The sequence below is a fragment of the Umezawaea beigongshangensis genome (genome assembly GCF_016464305.1).
GTDB lineage: Bacteria > Actinomycetota > Actinomycetes > Mycobacteriales > Pseudonocardiaceae > Umezawaea_A > Umezawaea_A beigongshangensis.
The window spans coordinates 45488-59975 of record NZ_JAEIOJ010000006.1 but is presented as its reverse complement, the minus strand read 5'-3'; the positions used below and the strand labels follow the sequence as shown (position 1 = coordinate 59975).

The window sequence follows — 14488 nt, the reverse complement described above, 5'->3', positions numbered from 1 at the left end:
TCGAGGCACACCGCGCGCGGTCCGGCGCCGCAGGGCCACGACACGGTTCAGAGAGCGGCGTACTGCGCCTGAGCCGGGACGACCGCGGACCTGCTCGCGATCACCGAGTCCAGGATCTCCCCCACCCGGACCGCGGTGTTGGACAGCAGCGAGGACGTGATGCCGTGCGTGTGCTCGGTCCCGCCCTGGAGGTAGACACCGCTGCGGACGTGCGGCGCGGTGGCGATCCGGTAGTCCCTGCCCACCCGCAGCCGGCCGAACTCGTCGCGCTCGCAGCTCGCCGCCAGCTCGCCGAGCAGCGCGGTGGGGTCGGCGGGGCGGTAGCCGGTGGCGCACACCACGGCGTCGGCGTCGAGCACCTCGCGCTCGCCGGTGGCCAGCGACTCCACCACGACCCGCACGCCGTCCGGCGTCTCGACGATCTCGGCGGGCCGGGACACGTTGATCAGCCGCAGGCGCTGCGCGCCCAGCACCTTCTCCCGGTAGGTCCTGCGGTACAGCTCCTCGATCAGGTCGTTGTCCACCACGGCGTAGTTGGTGTTGCCGTGGTAGGCCATGAGCTTGCGCTTGACGACCTCCGGCGCGCCGTAGAACTCGTCCACCGCGGCCGGGTCGAAGATCCGGTTGGCGAAGGAGCTGTCGTCGGCCGGGCTGTAGCCGTAGCGGGCGAACACCGCGCACACCTCGGCGCCGGGGAAGCGCTCGTGCAGGTGCGCGGTGACCTCGGCGCCCGACTGCCCGGCGCCGATCACCACGAACCGCCGCGGGGAGGCGTCGCCGAACGCGGCCAGCCGGTGCAGGAAGTCGCGGTTGTGCCAGATCCGCTCCCCCTCGCGCACGCCGTCGGGCAGGTGCGGGGTGAGTCCCGTCGCGAGGACCAGGTTGCGCGCGCGGCGCACGACCTCCTCGTCTCCCGAGCGGGCGACGACGTCGAAGTGCACGACCTCGCCGTCACGGGTGACCGGCCGGACCTCGACCACCTCCTGCTCGTAGGAGACCAGGTCGTCGACCTTCGCGGCGGCCCACTCCAAGTAGTCGTGGAACTCGGCGCGCAGCGGGAAGAGGTTCTTGTGGTTGATGAAGTCGATCAGCCGGTCGCGCTCGTGCAGGTAGGACAGGAAGCTGAACGCGCTGGTGGGGTTGCGCATCGTCACCAGGTCCTTGAGGAAGGACACCTGCATGGTGGCGTCGTCGAGCAGCATCCCGCGGTGCCAGCCGAAGTCGGCCTGCCGCTCCAGGAAGTGCGCCGTGACCGGTTCCGCCGCCTGCGCGTTGTGCTCGGCCAGCGCGATCGCGAGCGCCAGGTTGGACGGACCGAAGCCGATGCCGATGAGGTCGTGGAGCGGCACGTCGGCGTCGGGCAGTACCTGTGACATCGCGGTCCCATCGTGCGGCGGAAGCAGAATTAAGGTGACCCTAACCTAACTTCTCACCCGCTCCGCTACTGCTTTCGGGGGTGATCTACGCCGCGTCCGGAGGCTCGATTCTTAGACTAGCCTCACCTAACGTTTCGTTGAAGAACCGCTTCGACCGGAGGTGCGCGTGCCCGCAGGACCCACGGGCCGGGAGGTCCTGCGCCGGGCCGTCACGGGCCAGCGACGGCACGTCGTGGCCGGATCCGTCCTCGGCGCGGCCCACCAGACCGGCGAGGCGCTGGTGCCGGTGATCGTCGGCGTCGTCATCGACGAGGCCATCAGCACCGGTGCGTCCGACCGCCTCGCGCTGTGGCTCGGCGTGCTGGCCGTGGTGTTCGTGGTGCTCTCGCTGAGCTTCCGGCACAGCATCCGCAACGCCGAGCGCGCCTCGCACCTGGCCGCCCACCAGATCCGCGCCGAGCTGACCGCGCGCGTGCTGCACCCCGGCGGCGGAGCCGAGACCGGCCGCCTCTCCGGCGAGCTGACCGACGTGGCCTCCGCCGACGCGCAGCGCGTCGGCGCGGTGAACCTCGCGCTGCCGACCGCGACCGCCGCCGTCACGGCGCTGCTCGTCGGCGCGGTGTCGCTGCTGCGCGTCTCGATCCCGCTCGGGCTGCTGGTCCTCGTCGCCGCCCCCGGCCTGCTGGGCCTGGCGCACCTGCTCGGCAAGCCGCTGGAGCGGCGCAGCCACGCCGAGCAGGAGCGCGCGGCGCACGCCTCCGGCATCGCCACCGACCTCGTGTCGGGCCTGCGCGCGCTCAAGGGCATCGGCGCGGAGGCCGCCGCCGCCGACCGCTACCGCGTCACCAGCCAGGAGTCGATGGCCGCCGCGATCCGGGCCGCCCGCTCCCGCGCCTGGCTCGACGGCTCGATGCTCGCCGTGACCGGCGTCTTCCTGGCCCTGGTCGCCCTGGTCGGCGGGCGTCTCGCCGCCGCGGGCGACATCACCGTGGGCCAGCTCGTCACCGCCGTCGGACTCGCGCAGTTCCTGCTCTGGCCGCTGTCGATCTTCGCCTGGGTCAACGGTCTGTTCGCGCAGGGCCGCGCCTCGGCCCGGCGCGTGGCCGAGGTGCTCGCCGCCGCTCCCGCCGTGAGCGGCACGGGCGGCGCGCTGCCCTCCCCCGTGCGCGGGAGCGTCCGGCTGCGCGGCGTGTCGCACGGAACGCTGCGCTCGGTGGACCTGGAGGTCGCGCCCGGAGAGCTGCTCGGCGTCGTCGCGCACGACCCGGCCGACGCGAGCGCGCTGCTGCGCTGCCTCGGCCGCGAGGTCGACCCCGAGGCGGGAACCGTGGAGCTGGACGGTGTTCCGCTGTCCACGGTGGACCCGGCCGACATCCGCACCGCCGTCGTCGTCGCGGCCCACGACGCCGACCTGTTCGAGGGGACGCTGGCGCAGAACATCGGCACCGGCGACGTCGCGCCCGCCGTGCAGGCCGCCGCCGTGCACTCCGTCGCCGCCGCGCTGCCCGACGGGCACGACACGCTCGTCTCCGCGCGCGGCCGATCGCTGTCGGGCGGGCAGCGGCAGCGCGTCGCGCTCGCCCGCGCGCTGGCCGCCGCGCCCCCGGTGCTGGTGCTGCACGACCCGACCACCGCCGTCGACGCCGTCACGGAGGTCGAGGTGGCGGCCGGCATCCGGCGGGTGCGGGACGGCCGCACGACCGTCGTGGTCACCACGAGCCCGGTGCTGCTGTCGACCACCGACCACGTCGTGCTGCTCGCCGGGGGCGGTGTCGTCGCGCGGGGCACGCACGCCGAACTCGTCCGGGACGACGAGACCTACCGCGCCGCGGTGCTGAGCTGAGTCGGGAGACACGTCGTGAACCGCGAGATCCTGCCCGTCGCCACCGGGACCCGCACCAGGCGGGCCGTGCGCGAACTCGTCCGCCCGCACCGCGCGCTCGCGGTCGCCGGGTTCGGCACCCTCGTCGTCGGCACCGCCGTCGGACTGCTCACCGCGCCCCTGCTCGGCCACGTCGTGGACCTCGTCGCGCAGGGCCGCGCCGCCGACGCCGTCACGCTCCCGGTGGTGCTGCTCGCGATCGTCGCCGTCGTGCAGGGCGTCGCGTCGGCGGTCGGCGTGTCGCTCGTGGCGCGGCTGGGCGAGAGCGCCCTGGCGCAGCTGAGGGAGCGGTTCGTCGACCGCGCCCTGCACCTGCCGCTGGACCAGGTCGAGAAGGCCGGTTCCGGCGACCTGACCGCGCGCGTCACGCGTGACGTGCAGGTCATCGCCGAGGCCGTGAGGACCGCGCTGCCGGTCGTGGCCCGCTCCGCGCTGACCATCGTCATGACCTTCGGCGCGCTGGCCCTGCTGGACTGGCGCTTCCTGCTCGCCGCGCTGCTGGCCGTTCCCGTGCAGCTGCACACCGTCCGCTGGTACGCCGGGCGGGCCATCGCCGTGCACGGCGAGCAGCGGGTGGCCGTGGGCGCTCAGCAGCAGCAGCTGCTCGACACCATCGGCGGCGCGTCGACCGTGCGCACGTTCCGCCTCGCCGACGAGCACGTGGCCCGCGTGCGCCGCCGCTCCAGCGCGGCGGTGGACCTCGCGATGCGCGGGATCGCCCTGCTGACCCGGTTCTACGGGCGGCTCAACGTCGCCGAGTTCATCGGCCTGGCCGCGGTGCTGATCACCGGCTTCGTGCTGGTGGGCAACGGCGGCGCGACGATCGGCACGGCCACCGCCGCCGCCCTGTACTTCCACGGCCTGTTCAACCCGATCAACGCGGCGCTCGCGCTGGCCGACGACGCGCAGGCCGCCACGGCGAGCACGTCGCGCCTCGTCGGCGTGATCGACCAGCCGCTCCCGCCGGCCCCCCGCGTGGTGCCCGCCCCCGTGGACGGCTCGGTGAAGGTCGCGGGCGTCGGCCACTCCTACGTGCCCGGCCACGACGTGCTCAGCGACGTGGACCTGCACCTGGTCTCCGGCGAGCGCGTCGCCCTGGTCGGCGCGAGCGGAGCGGGCAAGACGACGCTGGCGAAGACGATCGCCGGGGTGCACCCGCCCACCCGCGGGTCCGTGGCGCTCGGCGGCGTCGACCTGGACGACCTGGGACCCGACGGCGTGCGGCGCACCGTCGCGCTGATCACCCAGGAGGTGCACGTCTTCGCCGGGCCGCTGGTGGAGGACCTGCGCCTGGCCCGTCCGGCGGCCACGGAGGCCGAGGTCACCGCCGCGCTGGACCGCGTCGGCGCGCTGGCGTGGGCGTCCGCCCTGCCCGAGGGGCTGGCCACGGTGGTCGGCGAGGGCGGGCACCGGCTGACCGTGGCGCAGGCCCAGCAGCTTGCGCTGGCCAGGCTGGTGCTGGCCGACCGCCCGGTGGCCGTCCTGGACGAGGCGACGGCCGACGCGGGCAGCGCGGGCGCGCGAGTCCTGGAGCAGGCGGCGACCCGCGCGCTGGAGGGCAGGACAGCCCTGCTGGTGGCCCACCGCCTGACCCAGGCGGCGACGGCCGACCGCGTGGTGGTCCTGGACGCGGGCCGGGTGGTGGAAACGGGCACCCACGCCGAACTGCTGGCCGCAGGAGGCCGCTACGCCGCCCTCTGGCAGGCCTGGTCGGGCACCCGCCCCACCCGCCAGTCGCCCGTTGCAGCACCGCGAGTGGAGCGTTCGGGCACCACGAGTTGACCGCTCCAGCACACCCGGACGCGCGAACGCGCGACTCGCCCTGCCCGAACGCTCAACTCGCCCTGCCCGAACGCTCAACTCACCGTGCTTGAACGGCCGGACCGGCGATCGGCGGGGCTACCGCTCCTCGCGGCTGGCCCGGATCGTGTCGCGGTACCACAGGGCGCTGCGCTTCGGCGTCCGCGTCTGCGTCTCGTAGTCCACGCGCACGATGCCGAACCGCTTGTCGTAGCCGTAGGCCCACTCGAAGTTGTCCATGAGCGACCACGCGAAGTACCCGCGCACGTCGGCACCGGCCGCCACGGCGCTGCCGACGGCCCTGATGTGGTCCGCGATGTACTCCACGCGCGGCACGTCGTCGACGAAGCCGTCCGCGTCGGCGCTGTCCTCGAACGCCGCGCCGTTCTCGGTGATCACCATCGGCAGGCCGGGGTAGTCGCGGCTCAGGCGCACCAGCAGGTCGGTGAAGCCCTGCGGGACGATGTCCCAGCCCATTGCCGTGACCGGCAGGCCGGACTCGACGATCCGGTCCTCGTGCGGCGCGTCACCACCGGCGTGGACGTGCGACGAGTAGTAGTTCACGCCCAGCACGTCCAGCGGCGTGGAGATGATCTCCAGGTCGCCGTCCCGCACGGGCAGCACGGCGCCGCGCTCCGCGATGTCGCGGACGACGTCCTCCGGGTAGTGGCCGTGCACCAGCGGGTCCAGGTAGATCCTGGTGCTCAGGCCGTCGGCGCGGCGGGCCGCGTCCACGTCCCGCGCCGCGTCGGACGCCGGGTAGGCGGTCGCCATGTTGAGGGTGATGCCCAGCTCGAAGTCCGCGGACGCCGCCGCGCGCAGCGCCTGCCCCGCGAGGCCGTGGCCCAGCAGCAGGTGGTGCACGGCGCGCATCGCGTCGGGGAAGTTCGTGCGGCCCGGCGCGTGCAGGCCCTGGTCGTAGCCCAGCACCGCGGAGCACCACGGCTCGTTGAGCGTCGTCCAGGTGCGGACGCGGTCGCCCAGCGCGTCGTGCACGAGGCCCGCGTACTCGGCGAACCGGTGAGCCGTGTCGCGCTCCGGCCAGCCGCCCGCGTCCTCCAGCTCCTGCGGCAGGTCCCAGTGGTAGAGGGTCACCCAGGGCGCGACGCCCGCGGCGAGCAGTTCGTCCACCAGCCGGTCGTAGAAGCCGACCCCGGCGGCGTTCACCGGTCCCCGGCCGCCGGGCTGCACGCGCGGCCAGGAGACGGAGAACCGGTAGGAGTCGACGCCGAGGCTCCGGATCAGCTCCACGTCCTGCGGCATCCGGTGGTAGTGGTCGCAGGCGACGTCGCCGTGCTCTCCCAGGTGCACCGCTCCCGGCACCCGCGCGAACGTGTCCCAGATGGACGGTGTTCGGCCGTCCTCCGCGGCGGCTCCCTCGATCTGGTAGGCCGACGTGGCCACCCCCCAGAGGAAGTTCGCCGGCAGCTCCGCGGTCACGTCCGCGGTGGCGGCGTCTTCTCGTTGGCCCGCGATCGTCATGTCGCTCCCACTCCTGATCTTCTCCTCGGGGACGTCGTGTGCAACCAGCAGGCGGCGCTGCGGTGCTCGCCCAGTGGCACGAGCGCCGGCGTGTCCTGGTCGCACGGGTCGAAGGCGCTGGGGCAGCGCGGGTGGAACGGGCAGCCGGACGGCACGTGCCGCAGGTCGGGCGGCGAGCCGGGGATGCCGGTGAGCGGCCTGCGTTCCCCGTGCAGGGCGGGGAACGAGTTGAGCAGGCCGCGGCTGTAGGGGTGCGCGGCGGCGCGGTAGATCTCCCGCGCCGGGGCCTGTTCCACGACGCGGCCCGCGTACACGATGGCGATGCGGTCGGAGAACTCCACCAGCAGCGAGATGTCGTGGGTGATGAACACGACGGCGAAGCCGAGCTGCTCGCGCAGCCGCATCATCTTCTCCAGGATCTGCCGCTGCACCACCACGTCCAGCGCCGTGGTCGGCTCGTCCATGACGACGATCTCCGGCTCCAGGGCCAGCGCCATCGCGATCATGACGCGCTGCCGCGTCCCGCCGGAGAGCTGGTGCGGGTACGCGGAGAGCCGGTCGGCCGAGATGCCCACCAGGTCCAGCAGTTCCCGGCTGCGCTCGGTGCGGCGCGCGGCCGTCATGTCGCGGCGGTGCGCCCGGAACACGTCGCCGAGCTGCTGCTCCACCGTGGAGACCGGGTTGAGCGAGTTCATCGCCCCCTGGAACACCACGGACACCTCGCTCCAGCGGAACGCGCGCAGCTCCTTCGGCGTCAGGCCCAGCACGTCGACCGGGCCGTCGGAGGAGGACCGCCGCCCGTGGTAGAGCACCTCGCCGGAGGTGATGACGCCGGGCGGCGGGAGCAGCCGCGTCATCGCGTGGGCGAGGGTGGACTTGCCGCTGCCGCTCTCCCCCGCGAGGCCGAGCACCTCGCCCCGTTCCAGGGTGAGGTCCACCGAGCTGACGGCGTGCACGGCGTCGTCGCCCTGCCCGTAGTCGACGGACAGGTCGCGGATCTCCAGCACGGTCACGACCGGTCTCCTCCCGTGCGGACGACCGGCGTGAAGCCGGCCCTCGTGCGTGCCCCCTTCTCACCCCTCACCCTGCCGGATGTGCGCAGCCTCGGGTTGACGAACTCGTCGATGCCGAAGTTGATCAGCGACAGTGCGGTGCCCAGCAGCGCGATGCTCAGCCCGGCCGGGACGAACCACCACCACGCGCCCTGCGCGAGCGCCTGGTTGTTCTGCGCCCAGAACAGGACCGTGCCCCAGTTCCAGTTGGAGATGTTCGCGACGCCGATGAACGACAGCGTGATCTCGGAGAGCACGGCGAAGATCACCGTGCCGACGAAGCCGGAGGCGATGACGGCCGTGAGGTTCGGCATCACCTCGAACACGATGAGCCGCCAGGTGTGCTCACCGGTCGCGCGGGCGGCCTCGACGTGGTCGCGCTGGCGCAGCGAGAGCGTCTGCGCCCGCAGCACGCGCGCTCCCCACGCCCAGCCGGTCGCGCTGATCGCGAGCGCGATGACCAGGTCGCTGGCGTCGGGCAGGAACGACACCACGATGATGATCAGCGGCAGCGCCGGGACGACGAGGAAGACGTTGCTCAGCGCGGAGAGCACCTCGTCGGCCGTGCCGCCCAGGAAACCGGCGGTCACGCCGACGACCACCGAGAGCACCGTGGCGATCAGGCCGGCCACCAGGCCCACGACGAGCACGCCGCGGGTGCCGACGAGGATCTGGGAGAAGACGTCCTGCCCGGTCTGCGTCGTGCCGAACGGGTGGCGCATCGACGGCGGTCGCAGCAGGTCGGGTCCCATCGCGGACGGGTCGTACGGCGCGATCCACGGACCGATCGCCGCGATCAGCACGAAGAAGCCCAGGACGCCCAGGCCGGTCCCGGTCTTGGGGTTCACGCGGAAGCGCAAGTCAACTCACCTTCCTGGTGCGCGGATCGAGCAGCAGGTACACGACGTCGGCGAGCAGGTTCGCCACGAGCACCGCCAGGGTGATGATGAGGAAGATGCCCTGCATGAGCGGGTAGTCCTTGGCGTTGACCGCCTGGAACAGCACGAAGCCGATGCCGGGGTAGGAGAACACCATCTCCACGAGCAGGGTGCCGCCGACGATGAAGCCCAGCGACAGGGCGAAGCCCGACACGCTCGGCAGGACCGCGTTGCGCGCCGCGTAGCGCAGCATCACCCGGCGCTCCGGCAGGCCCTTGGCGTGCGCGGCCACCACGTAGTCCTCCGACGACACCGTGACCATCATGTTGCGCATCCCGAGTACCCAGCCCGCGACGGAGCTGACGACGATCGTCACACCGGGCAGCACGGCGTGGTACAGGGCGCTGCCGACGAACTCGGCCGTGAAGCCCGGCACCACGCCCGGCGCGTAACCGCCCGCGGCGGGGAACGCCCGGAGGTTCACCGCGAACACGGCGATGGCGATGAGGCCCAGCCAGAAGTACGGGATGGCGGAGAAGAACGTGGTGACGGGCAGCAGGCCGTCCAGCCACGACCCGCGCCGCCAGCCGGCGTACACGCCGATCAGCGTGCCCAGGACGAAGCTGATGACCGTCGTGACGCCCATCAGCGACAGCGTCCACGGCAGGCTCTGCGCGACGACGTCGGTGACGGTCGTCGGGAAGAACGTGAACGACAGGCCGAGGTCGCCCCGGAAGAGGTTCTCCCAGTACTTCCAGTACTGGGTCGGCAGGCTCTCCCCGGCGTCGAGCCCGAACAGCACGTGGAGCGACGCGATGGCGTCCGCGCTGAGCCTGCCCTGGAAGCGGGTGATCATCGTCTGCACCGGGTCGCCCGGCAGCATCCGGGGCAGCACGAAGTTGATCGTGATGGCGGCCCACGCCGTCACCAGGTAGAAGGCGGCTCGCCGCAGCAGGAAGGTCACGACGACGCCTCCAGCTCCGGGATCGGCTCGGCCGAGCCCTCCACGCCCTCGTAGAGCCAGCACGCCGCCCAGTGCCCGTTCCCCAGCTCGAAGCGCGGCGGCGTGCTGGTGCCGCACCGCTCCACCGCCCTCGGGCAGCGCGGGCTGAACCGGCAGCCCTCCGGCGGGTCGATCGGGCTCGGCGGCTCGGCCGCCGTCTCCAGGACCGGGCGACCCGCCGCGACGTCCGCGCGCTCGGGGTGCGGCGCGGAGGCGATCAGCAGCTGGGTGTACGGGTGCGCGGGCTTCTGGGTGACGGTCTCGCTGTCGCCGCCCTCCACGACCCGTCCCGCGTACATCACCAGCGTGGTGTCGGCGAAGTAGCGCGCGGAGGCGATGTCGTGGGTGATGTAGAGGATCGCCAGGCTCAGGCGCTCCTCGAGGTCCCGCAGCAGGTTCAGCACGCCGAGCCTGATGGAGACGTCGAGCATCGACACCGGCTCGTCGGCGAGCAGCACCGCCGGACAGCTCGTGCGGGTACTTGTCGACGAAGCGGGCCGCCGGGGCCAGCTGCACGCGTTCCAGCAGCGACTCCAGCGCCTGCTCCAGCTCCGCGCCCCGCAGCCGTCCTCCGTGGATGCGCAGCGGCCGGGTGAGGTGGTACCGGACGGTGTGCACCGGGTTCAGCGACGCGAACGGGTCCTGGAAGACGAGCTGCACCGAGCTGCAGTACTCCCGGAACCTCCGGCCGCGCCGCACGGCGGTCGGCTCGCCGTCGAGCAGGATCTCACCCGACGTCGGCGGGTACAGCTGGGCGAGCAGCCTGGCGACGGTGGACTTCCCCGAACCCGACTCCCCGACGAGCGCGGTCACCTCTCCCCGGCGCAGTTGCAGCGTCACGCCGTCGACCGCGTGCACGGCCCTGACCCGCCGGGTGAGCACGTCGCGCCCGCGGCGCGCGAGCGGGAACAGCTTGCTCACCCCGCGCGCCTCCAGCACCACCTCGCCGCTCATCCGTTCGCCGGCTTCAGCTTCAGGACGATCTGCAGGGCGTTGGGCTGCGTCGGCTGCGGCGGCGCGTAGGGGTCCTCCGGGCTGGGCCAGCCGACCCAGTGCTTCTGGTTGTACTCCGCGCCCAGCGGACCGGCGGAGGTCGGCACCATCGGCACCTGCTCGACCATGATCTTCTGCAACGTCGCCAGCGCGGTGGCGCGAGCGCCGTCGTCGAGCGCCGCGGCGTAGTCGGCGAGCGCCTGCGTCGCCTCGGCGTCGTCGAACCGGCCGAAGGTGCTGGCCGCGACCTCGCCCACGGGCTTGTTCTGGCTGCCGTCCATGACGTTGGAGTAGATCTCGTACGGCGTCGCGCCGGTGTTGGTCCACCGCATCGAGGCGTCGAACTCGCCCGAGGTGAAGTCGGTGGTCCACTGCTCGACGGTCTGCGTCCGGACCTCGGCGGTGATGCCGAGCTGCTTGACGCTGTTCTTGACGATGTCGAGATCGGTCAGGTAGTCGGACCAACCGGCCGGGTTGGTGAGCGTGAAGGTCACCGGGTCGCCGGACCCGTCCTTCAGCACGTCGCCGTCGAGGGTGTACCCGGCGGCGGCGAGGCGCTGCTTCGCCCTCTCCACGTCCACGACGTGCTTGGCGTCGGCGAACTCGGGCGCGAGGAACGAGTCACCGGCGGGCGAGGGCAGGCCGGTGAGACTGTCGATCTTCGGGTAGAGCTTCGACTCGCCCTGCACGAAGATGGTCTCGCGGTCGATCACGTCGTTGACGGCCCGGCGCACCGCCACGTCGTCGAACGGGGCCCTGGAGGTGTTGAACCACAGACCGTGGATGCCGAGGCCCGAGGGGTACCAGAGCTTGTGGTTCGCGGGGTCCTCGGCGATGAACAGGCGCTCGTAGTTCGGCATGAACACGTAGGACCACTGGCTCGTGCCGTTGGCCAGGGCGGTGGTCTGCGCGCTGTTGTCGTTGTACGAGGTGTACTGGAGCTCCGGCACCTCCGGCAGGTCCTGCCAGTACTGGTCGCGCACGGTCAGCGCGACCGTCTGCGGCGTGAACGTCTTCAGCGCGTACGGGCCGGTGCCGACGGGCTTCTCGTCGGTGAACGTCGCCGGGTCGGGCACCTTCGACCAGACGTGCTCGGGCACGACGGTCGTCTGGAAGATCTTCCACTGGTTGACGAACTGCGGCTTGGTGAAGGTCACCTCGGCGGTGTCGTCACCGGTCGCCGTGGCCGAGGCGACGGGCAGGCCGTTGAAGTTGAGCGCCGTCACGTCCCGCAGGAGGGTGAACGTGTACGCCACGTCGGCGGCCGAGAACGCCTCGCCGTCGGACCACGTCACGCCGGAGCGCGTCGTGAAGGTGATCTTCGTGTAGTCCGGGGACCACTCCCAGCTCTCCGCGAGCCAGGGGGTCGGCTCCTCCTCCGGCTTGATCATGTTCAGCTGGGCGAGCGTCTCGTAGATCATGTAGCGGTAGCCCAGGGAGGAGCTCGCCGACGTCGGCAGGAACGGGTTGTTGTTGTTGGTCTGGGGCCCGTTCGGCATGCCCACGGTCAGGACGTTCGGATCGGACGCGGCGGTGACACCACCGCCCGAGCACCCCGCGAGCACGAGCGTCGCCGCTGCGACGACGCCGAGCAGAGCGCGCGTTGACCTGTGATGACGACGCATTCCTTCTCCCGAGGTAGGAGTGCGAGAGAGCGCTCTCGCACGCGGACGTGCCCGAAGAACCGGCCTGACGGACGGCACGGGATGCGCTGGCGGGGCTTACCGGTCGGACGGGGTGTGACCGATCAGGGCGCGGATCTCCGCACCACGAGCGAGGTCGGCAGCACCAGCGGAACGTCCCGCACGGCGTTGCCGGTCAGGTGGTCGAGCAGCAGGCGCGCGGCCGTCGCTCCCATCTGGTGCAGCGGCTGGCGCACCGTGGTCAGCGACGGCTCGGTGTGCGCCGCCGTCGGCACGTCGTCGAACCCGATCACCGCCACGTCGTCGGGCACGAGGCGTCCGCTGTCGCGCAGCGCCCGCATCACCCCGATGGCGGACAGGTCGTTCTGGGCGAACACGCCGTCGAAGCGCAGGCCGGTGCCGAGCAGCCCGACCGTCGCGGCCACGCCTCCTCCTGTGGTGAAGTCGCCGTCCACCACCAGCTTCGGGTTCAGCCGGACGCCCGCGGCGTCGAGCGCGTCGCGGAACCCGTCGAGCCGGTCCCCGACGCACCCGAAGTGCCGCGGCCCGGTGACGACGGCGAAGCGCGAACGACCACCGGCCAGCAGGTGGCGCGCGGCGCTCCACCCGCCCTCGCGGTTGGTGGTCGCGACGCTCGGGAACCGGGGGTGCGTCCCGCGGTCGTCGATCATCACGACGGGCAGGCCCGCCGCGTGGAGCTTGGCGATGTAGTTCGTGGTGTGGGGCGGTTCGACGACCAGGAGCCCGTCGAACGCGTTGGCGGAGACGTGACTCGCGAACTGCGCGAGCGACTCGGCGCCGCGGTTGACGGTGTAGAGCAGCATCCCGTACCCCTCGGCCTCCAGGGTGTCCACGACGCCCTGGAGCACCTCGCCCATCCACGGCCACGTCATCGACGGGACGAGCATGCCGACGGTGCGGGTGTTGCCCCTGGCCAGACCCGCCGCGCGGGCGCTGGGCACGTAACCGATCTCCTCGATCACCTGCCGGACCCGCCGGGCCGTGGACGCGTCGACGTCCGGCTTGGCGTTGAGGACGCGGGAGACCGTCGCCTTGCTCACCCTGGCCCGCAGGGCGACCTCGGCGATGGTGACGCGCACGGGAACTCCTCGTCCACTGCGGTGGGACCACACCCCGGAACCGGTCTGGGCACCGGTTCCACAGGAGCGGTGTGATGCAGTTAACAGCGAGGAAGCGAGAGCGGTCAACACTCGTGCCACAACGAATCGGCACACTCCGTGAGAGCGCGATCATCGTTGGTGCTCGGCGGAATCCGCTCTCAGGCGGCCGACCTGCGCCGGTGTCTCAGCGAGTGGCCGCCCCCGGAGGTCACCAGCCGCGCGGCGGACAGCACGGCGGCCAGGGTGGGCAGCCACCGGGACAGCGGGTCCGGTTCGGCCATCCACCCCACCGCGCGCCCGCCGACCGTCGTCGGCGGCAGCAGCACGCAGCGGTGGGTGTTGAGCACCAGCGCGCCGGGCGGGCCGCCGCCCTCCGGCACCACGACGCCGTCCCCGTCGGAGATGAAGACCCAGGACGGTCGCGCGGCGGGCACCCGCACCACCGGGCACCGGCAGTCCCAGCCGGCGAGGACCGCGATCATGGCGGAACCCCAGCACTCGGGCACGGCGAGCGCCGCCAACCCTCCCAGGAGCGGCAGGCGCACGACCCCTCCCTCGGCGACGACCCGCCACCCCAGCGACCGGTAGTCGTCGAACGGCGCGGACATGACGCTTCCCCTTCCGCCGTGATCCGTGTCACTACCGTGTATCACGTATCGCACGTCGGCGGGGTTCACGTACGCCGACCGGTCGCCGAGGGCGGACGAGCTGCTCGGAGGCCGGGCCGGGGGGAATCAGACGGGTTGCAGGGGCGCGTGCGGCTCGGCGGGCAGGACGACGTCCACGGAGTCGCCGGGGCGGACCTCACCACCGGTGCGCACCACGGCCATGATCCCGGCCTTGCGGATCAGCGCACCGTCGGCGTCGCGGTCCAGCACCGCCTCCAGCAGGCCGTCCTGGAACCGGTCGAGCTGCACGCACGGGTTGCGCAGCCCGGTCACCTCCACCACGGCCTCCCCGCCCAGGCGCAGCAGCGTGCCGGCGGGCAGCCCGAGCAGGTCGACCCCCGCGGTGGTGACGTTCTCGCCGAGCTGCCCCGGCTGCACGACGAACCCCGCCGCGCGCAGCTCGTCGTGCAGCTCGGCGTGGATCAGGTGCACCTGGCGCAGGTTCGGCTGCGTCGGATCGCGGCGCATCCGCGAGCGGTGCTTCACGGTCTCCCCCAGGTGCACGTCGCCCTCGACGCCCAGCCCGGCCAGCAGCCGCACGACGTCGGCGTTCGGCTTGTGGAAGGTGTACTGCGCACTCCGGCTCACGG

At 72.5% G+C, this 14488-nt stretch carries 12 protein-coding genes and 1 pseudogene; 2 read left to right on the top strand and 11 right to left on the bottom strand.

Translation table 11 applies throughout. The annotated features are described in order from the left end of the window. Positions 1–47: 47 nt before the first annotated feature. Entirely contained in the window at positions 48–1376 is a 1329-nt protein-coding gene (locus IMZ35_RS16375) for a lysine N(6)-hydroxylase/L-ornithine N(5)-oxygenase family protein (protein ID WP_199441961.1), read from the bottom strand. A gap of 166 nt (positions 1377–1542) precedes the next feature. On the opposite strand from IMZ35_RS16375, the gene IMZ35_RS16370 reads away from it, so the two are divergent. Beyond that, on the top strand, positions 1543–3219 hold the full coding sequence (locus tag IMZ35_RS16370; protein WP_199441960.1) for an ABC transporter ATP-binding protein: 1677 nt from the start codon (positions 1543–1545) through the stop codon (positions 3217–3219). Positions 3220–3234: 15 nt separating this feature from the next. Continuing rightward, positions 3235–5040 (top strand): ABC transporter ATP-binding protein, encoded by a 1806-nt coding sequence (locus IMZ35_RS16365; RefSeq protein ID WP_199441959.1) that lies wholly within the window; start codon positions 3235–3237, stop codon positions 5038–5040. Between the two features lie 117 nt (positions 5041–5157). Here the strand turns inward: IMZ35_RS16365 and IMZ35_RS16360 are convergent, their stop codons facing one another. The 10 genes and pseudogenes from IMZ35_RS16360 to IMZ35_RS16320 form a co-directional block, all read right to left on the bottom strand. Next, a complete protein-coding gene (locus tag IMZ35_RS16360; RefSeq protein WP_199441958.1) occupies positions 5158–6540 on the bottom strand; it encodes a GH1 family beta-glucosidase in 1383 nt (460 codons plus the stop codon). Next, entirely contained in the window at positions 6537–7553 is a 1017-nt protein-coding gene (locus IMZ35_RS16355; RefSeq protein ID WP_199441957.1) for an ABC transporter ATP-binding protein, read from the bottom strand. The genes IMZ35_RS16360 and IMZ35_RS16355 overlap by 4 nt, the downstream gene beginning before the upstream one ends. Further along, a complete protein-coding gene (locus IMZ35_RS16350) occupies positions 7550–8452 on the bottom strand; it encodes an ABC transporter permease (RefSeq protein WP_199441956.1) in 903 nt (300 codons plus the stop codon). Before IMZ35_RS16350 ends, IMZ35_RS16355 begins: the two co-directional genes overlap by 4 nt. 1 nt (position 8453) lies before the next feature. Continuing rightward, positions 8454–9434: an ABC transporter permease gene (locus tag IMZ35_RS16345; protein WP_199441955.1), complete on the bottom strand. Its 981-nt coding sequence runs from the start codon at positions 9432–9434 to the stop codon at positions 8454–8456. Next, on the bottom strand, positions 9431–9931 hold the full coding sequence (locus tag IMZ35_RS30715) for an oligopeptide/dipeptide ABC transporter ATP-binding protein (protein WP_307868315.1): 501 nt from the start codon (positions 9929–9931) through the stop codon (positions 9431–9433). Before IMZ35_RS30715 ends, IMZ35_RS16345 begins: the two co-directional genes overlap by 4 nt. Positions 9932–9977: 46 nt before the next feature. Then, a pseudogene (locus tag IMZ35_RS30710) lies at positions 9978–10427 on the bottom strand (ATP-binding cassette domain-containing protein); the annotation flags it as partial. After that, the gene (locus IMZ35_RS16335) at positions 10424–12091 is read right to left on the bottom strand and encodes an ABC transporter substrate-binding protein (RefSeq protein WP_199441954.1); all 1668 of its coding nucleotides are present in this window, start codon (positions 12089–12091) and stop codon (positions 10424–10426) included. The pseudogene IMZ35_RS30710 and the gene IMZ35_RS16335, both read right to left, overlap by 4 nt. A 122-nt stretch (positions 12092–12213) precedes the next feature. Continuing rightward, positions 12214–13209: a LacI family DNA-binding transcriptional regulator gene (locus IMZ35_RS16330; RefSeq protein WP_199441953.1), complete on the bottom strand. Its 996-nt coding sequence runs from the start codon at positions 13207–13209 to the stop codon at positions 12214–12216. Positions 13210–13388: 179 nt separating this feature from the next. Continuing rightward, a complete protein-coding gene (locus tag IMZ35_RS16325) occupies positions 13389–13838 on the bottom strand; it encodes a hypothetical protein (RefSeq protein ID WP_199441952.1) in 450 nt (149 codons plus the stop codon). Between the two features lie 126 nt (positions 13839–13964). Further along, entirely contained in the window at positions 13965–14486 is a 522-nt protein-coding gene (locus IMZ35_RS16320) for an MOSC domain-containing protein (protein ID WP_307868236.1), read from the bottom strand. Positions 14487–14488: the final 2 nt, after the last annotated feature.

What these genes read in the sequence shown, in the direction of transcription:
- IMZ35_RS16360 (WP_199441958.1), bottom strand. Translation starts at nt 6,540, where the DNA reads ATGACGATCGCGGGCCAACGAGAAGACGCCGCCACCGCGGACGTGACC.
- IMZ35_RS16375 (WP_199441961.1), bottom strand. Translation starts at nt 1,376, where the DNA reads ATGTCACAGGTACTGCCCGACGCCGACGTGCCGCTCCACGACCTCATC.
- IMZ35_RS16325 (WP_199441952.1), bottom strand. Translation starts at nt 13,838, where the DNA reads ATGTCCGCGCCGTTCGACGACTACCGGTCGCTGGGGTGGCGGGTCGTC.
- IMZ35_RS16335 (WP_199441954.1), bottom strand. Translation starts at nt 12,091, where the DNA reads ATGCGTCGTCATCACAGGTCAACGCGCGCTCTGCTCGGCGTCGTCGCA.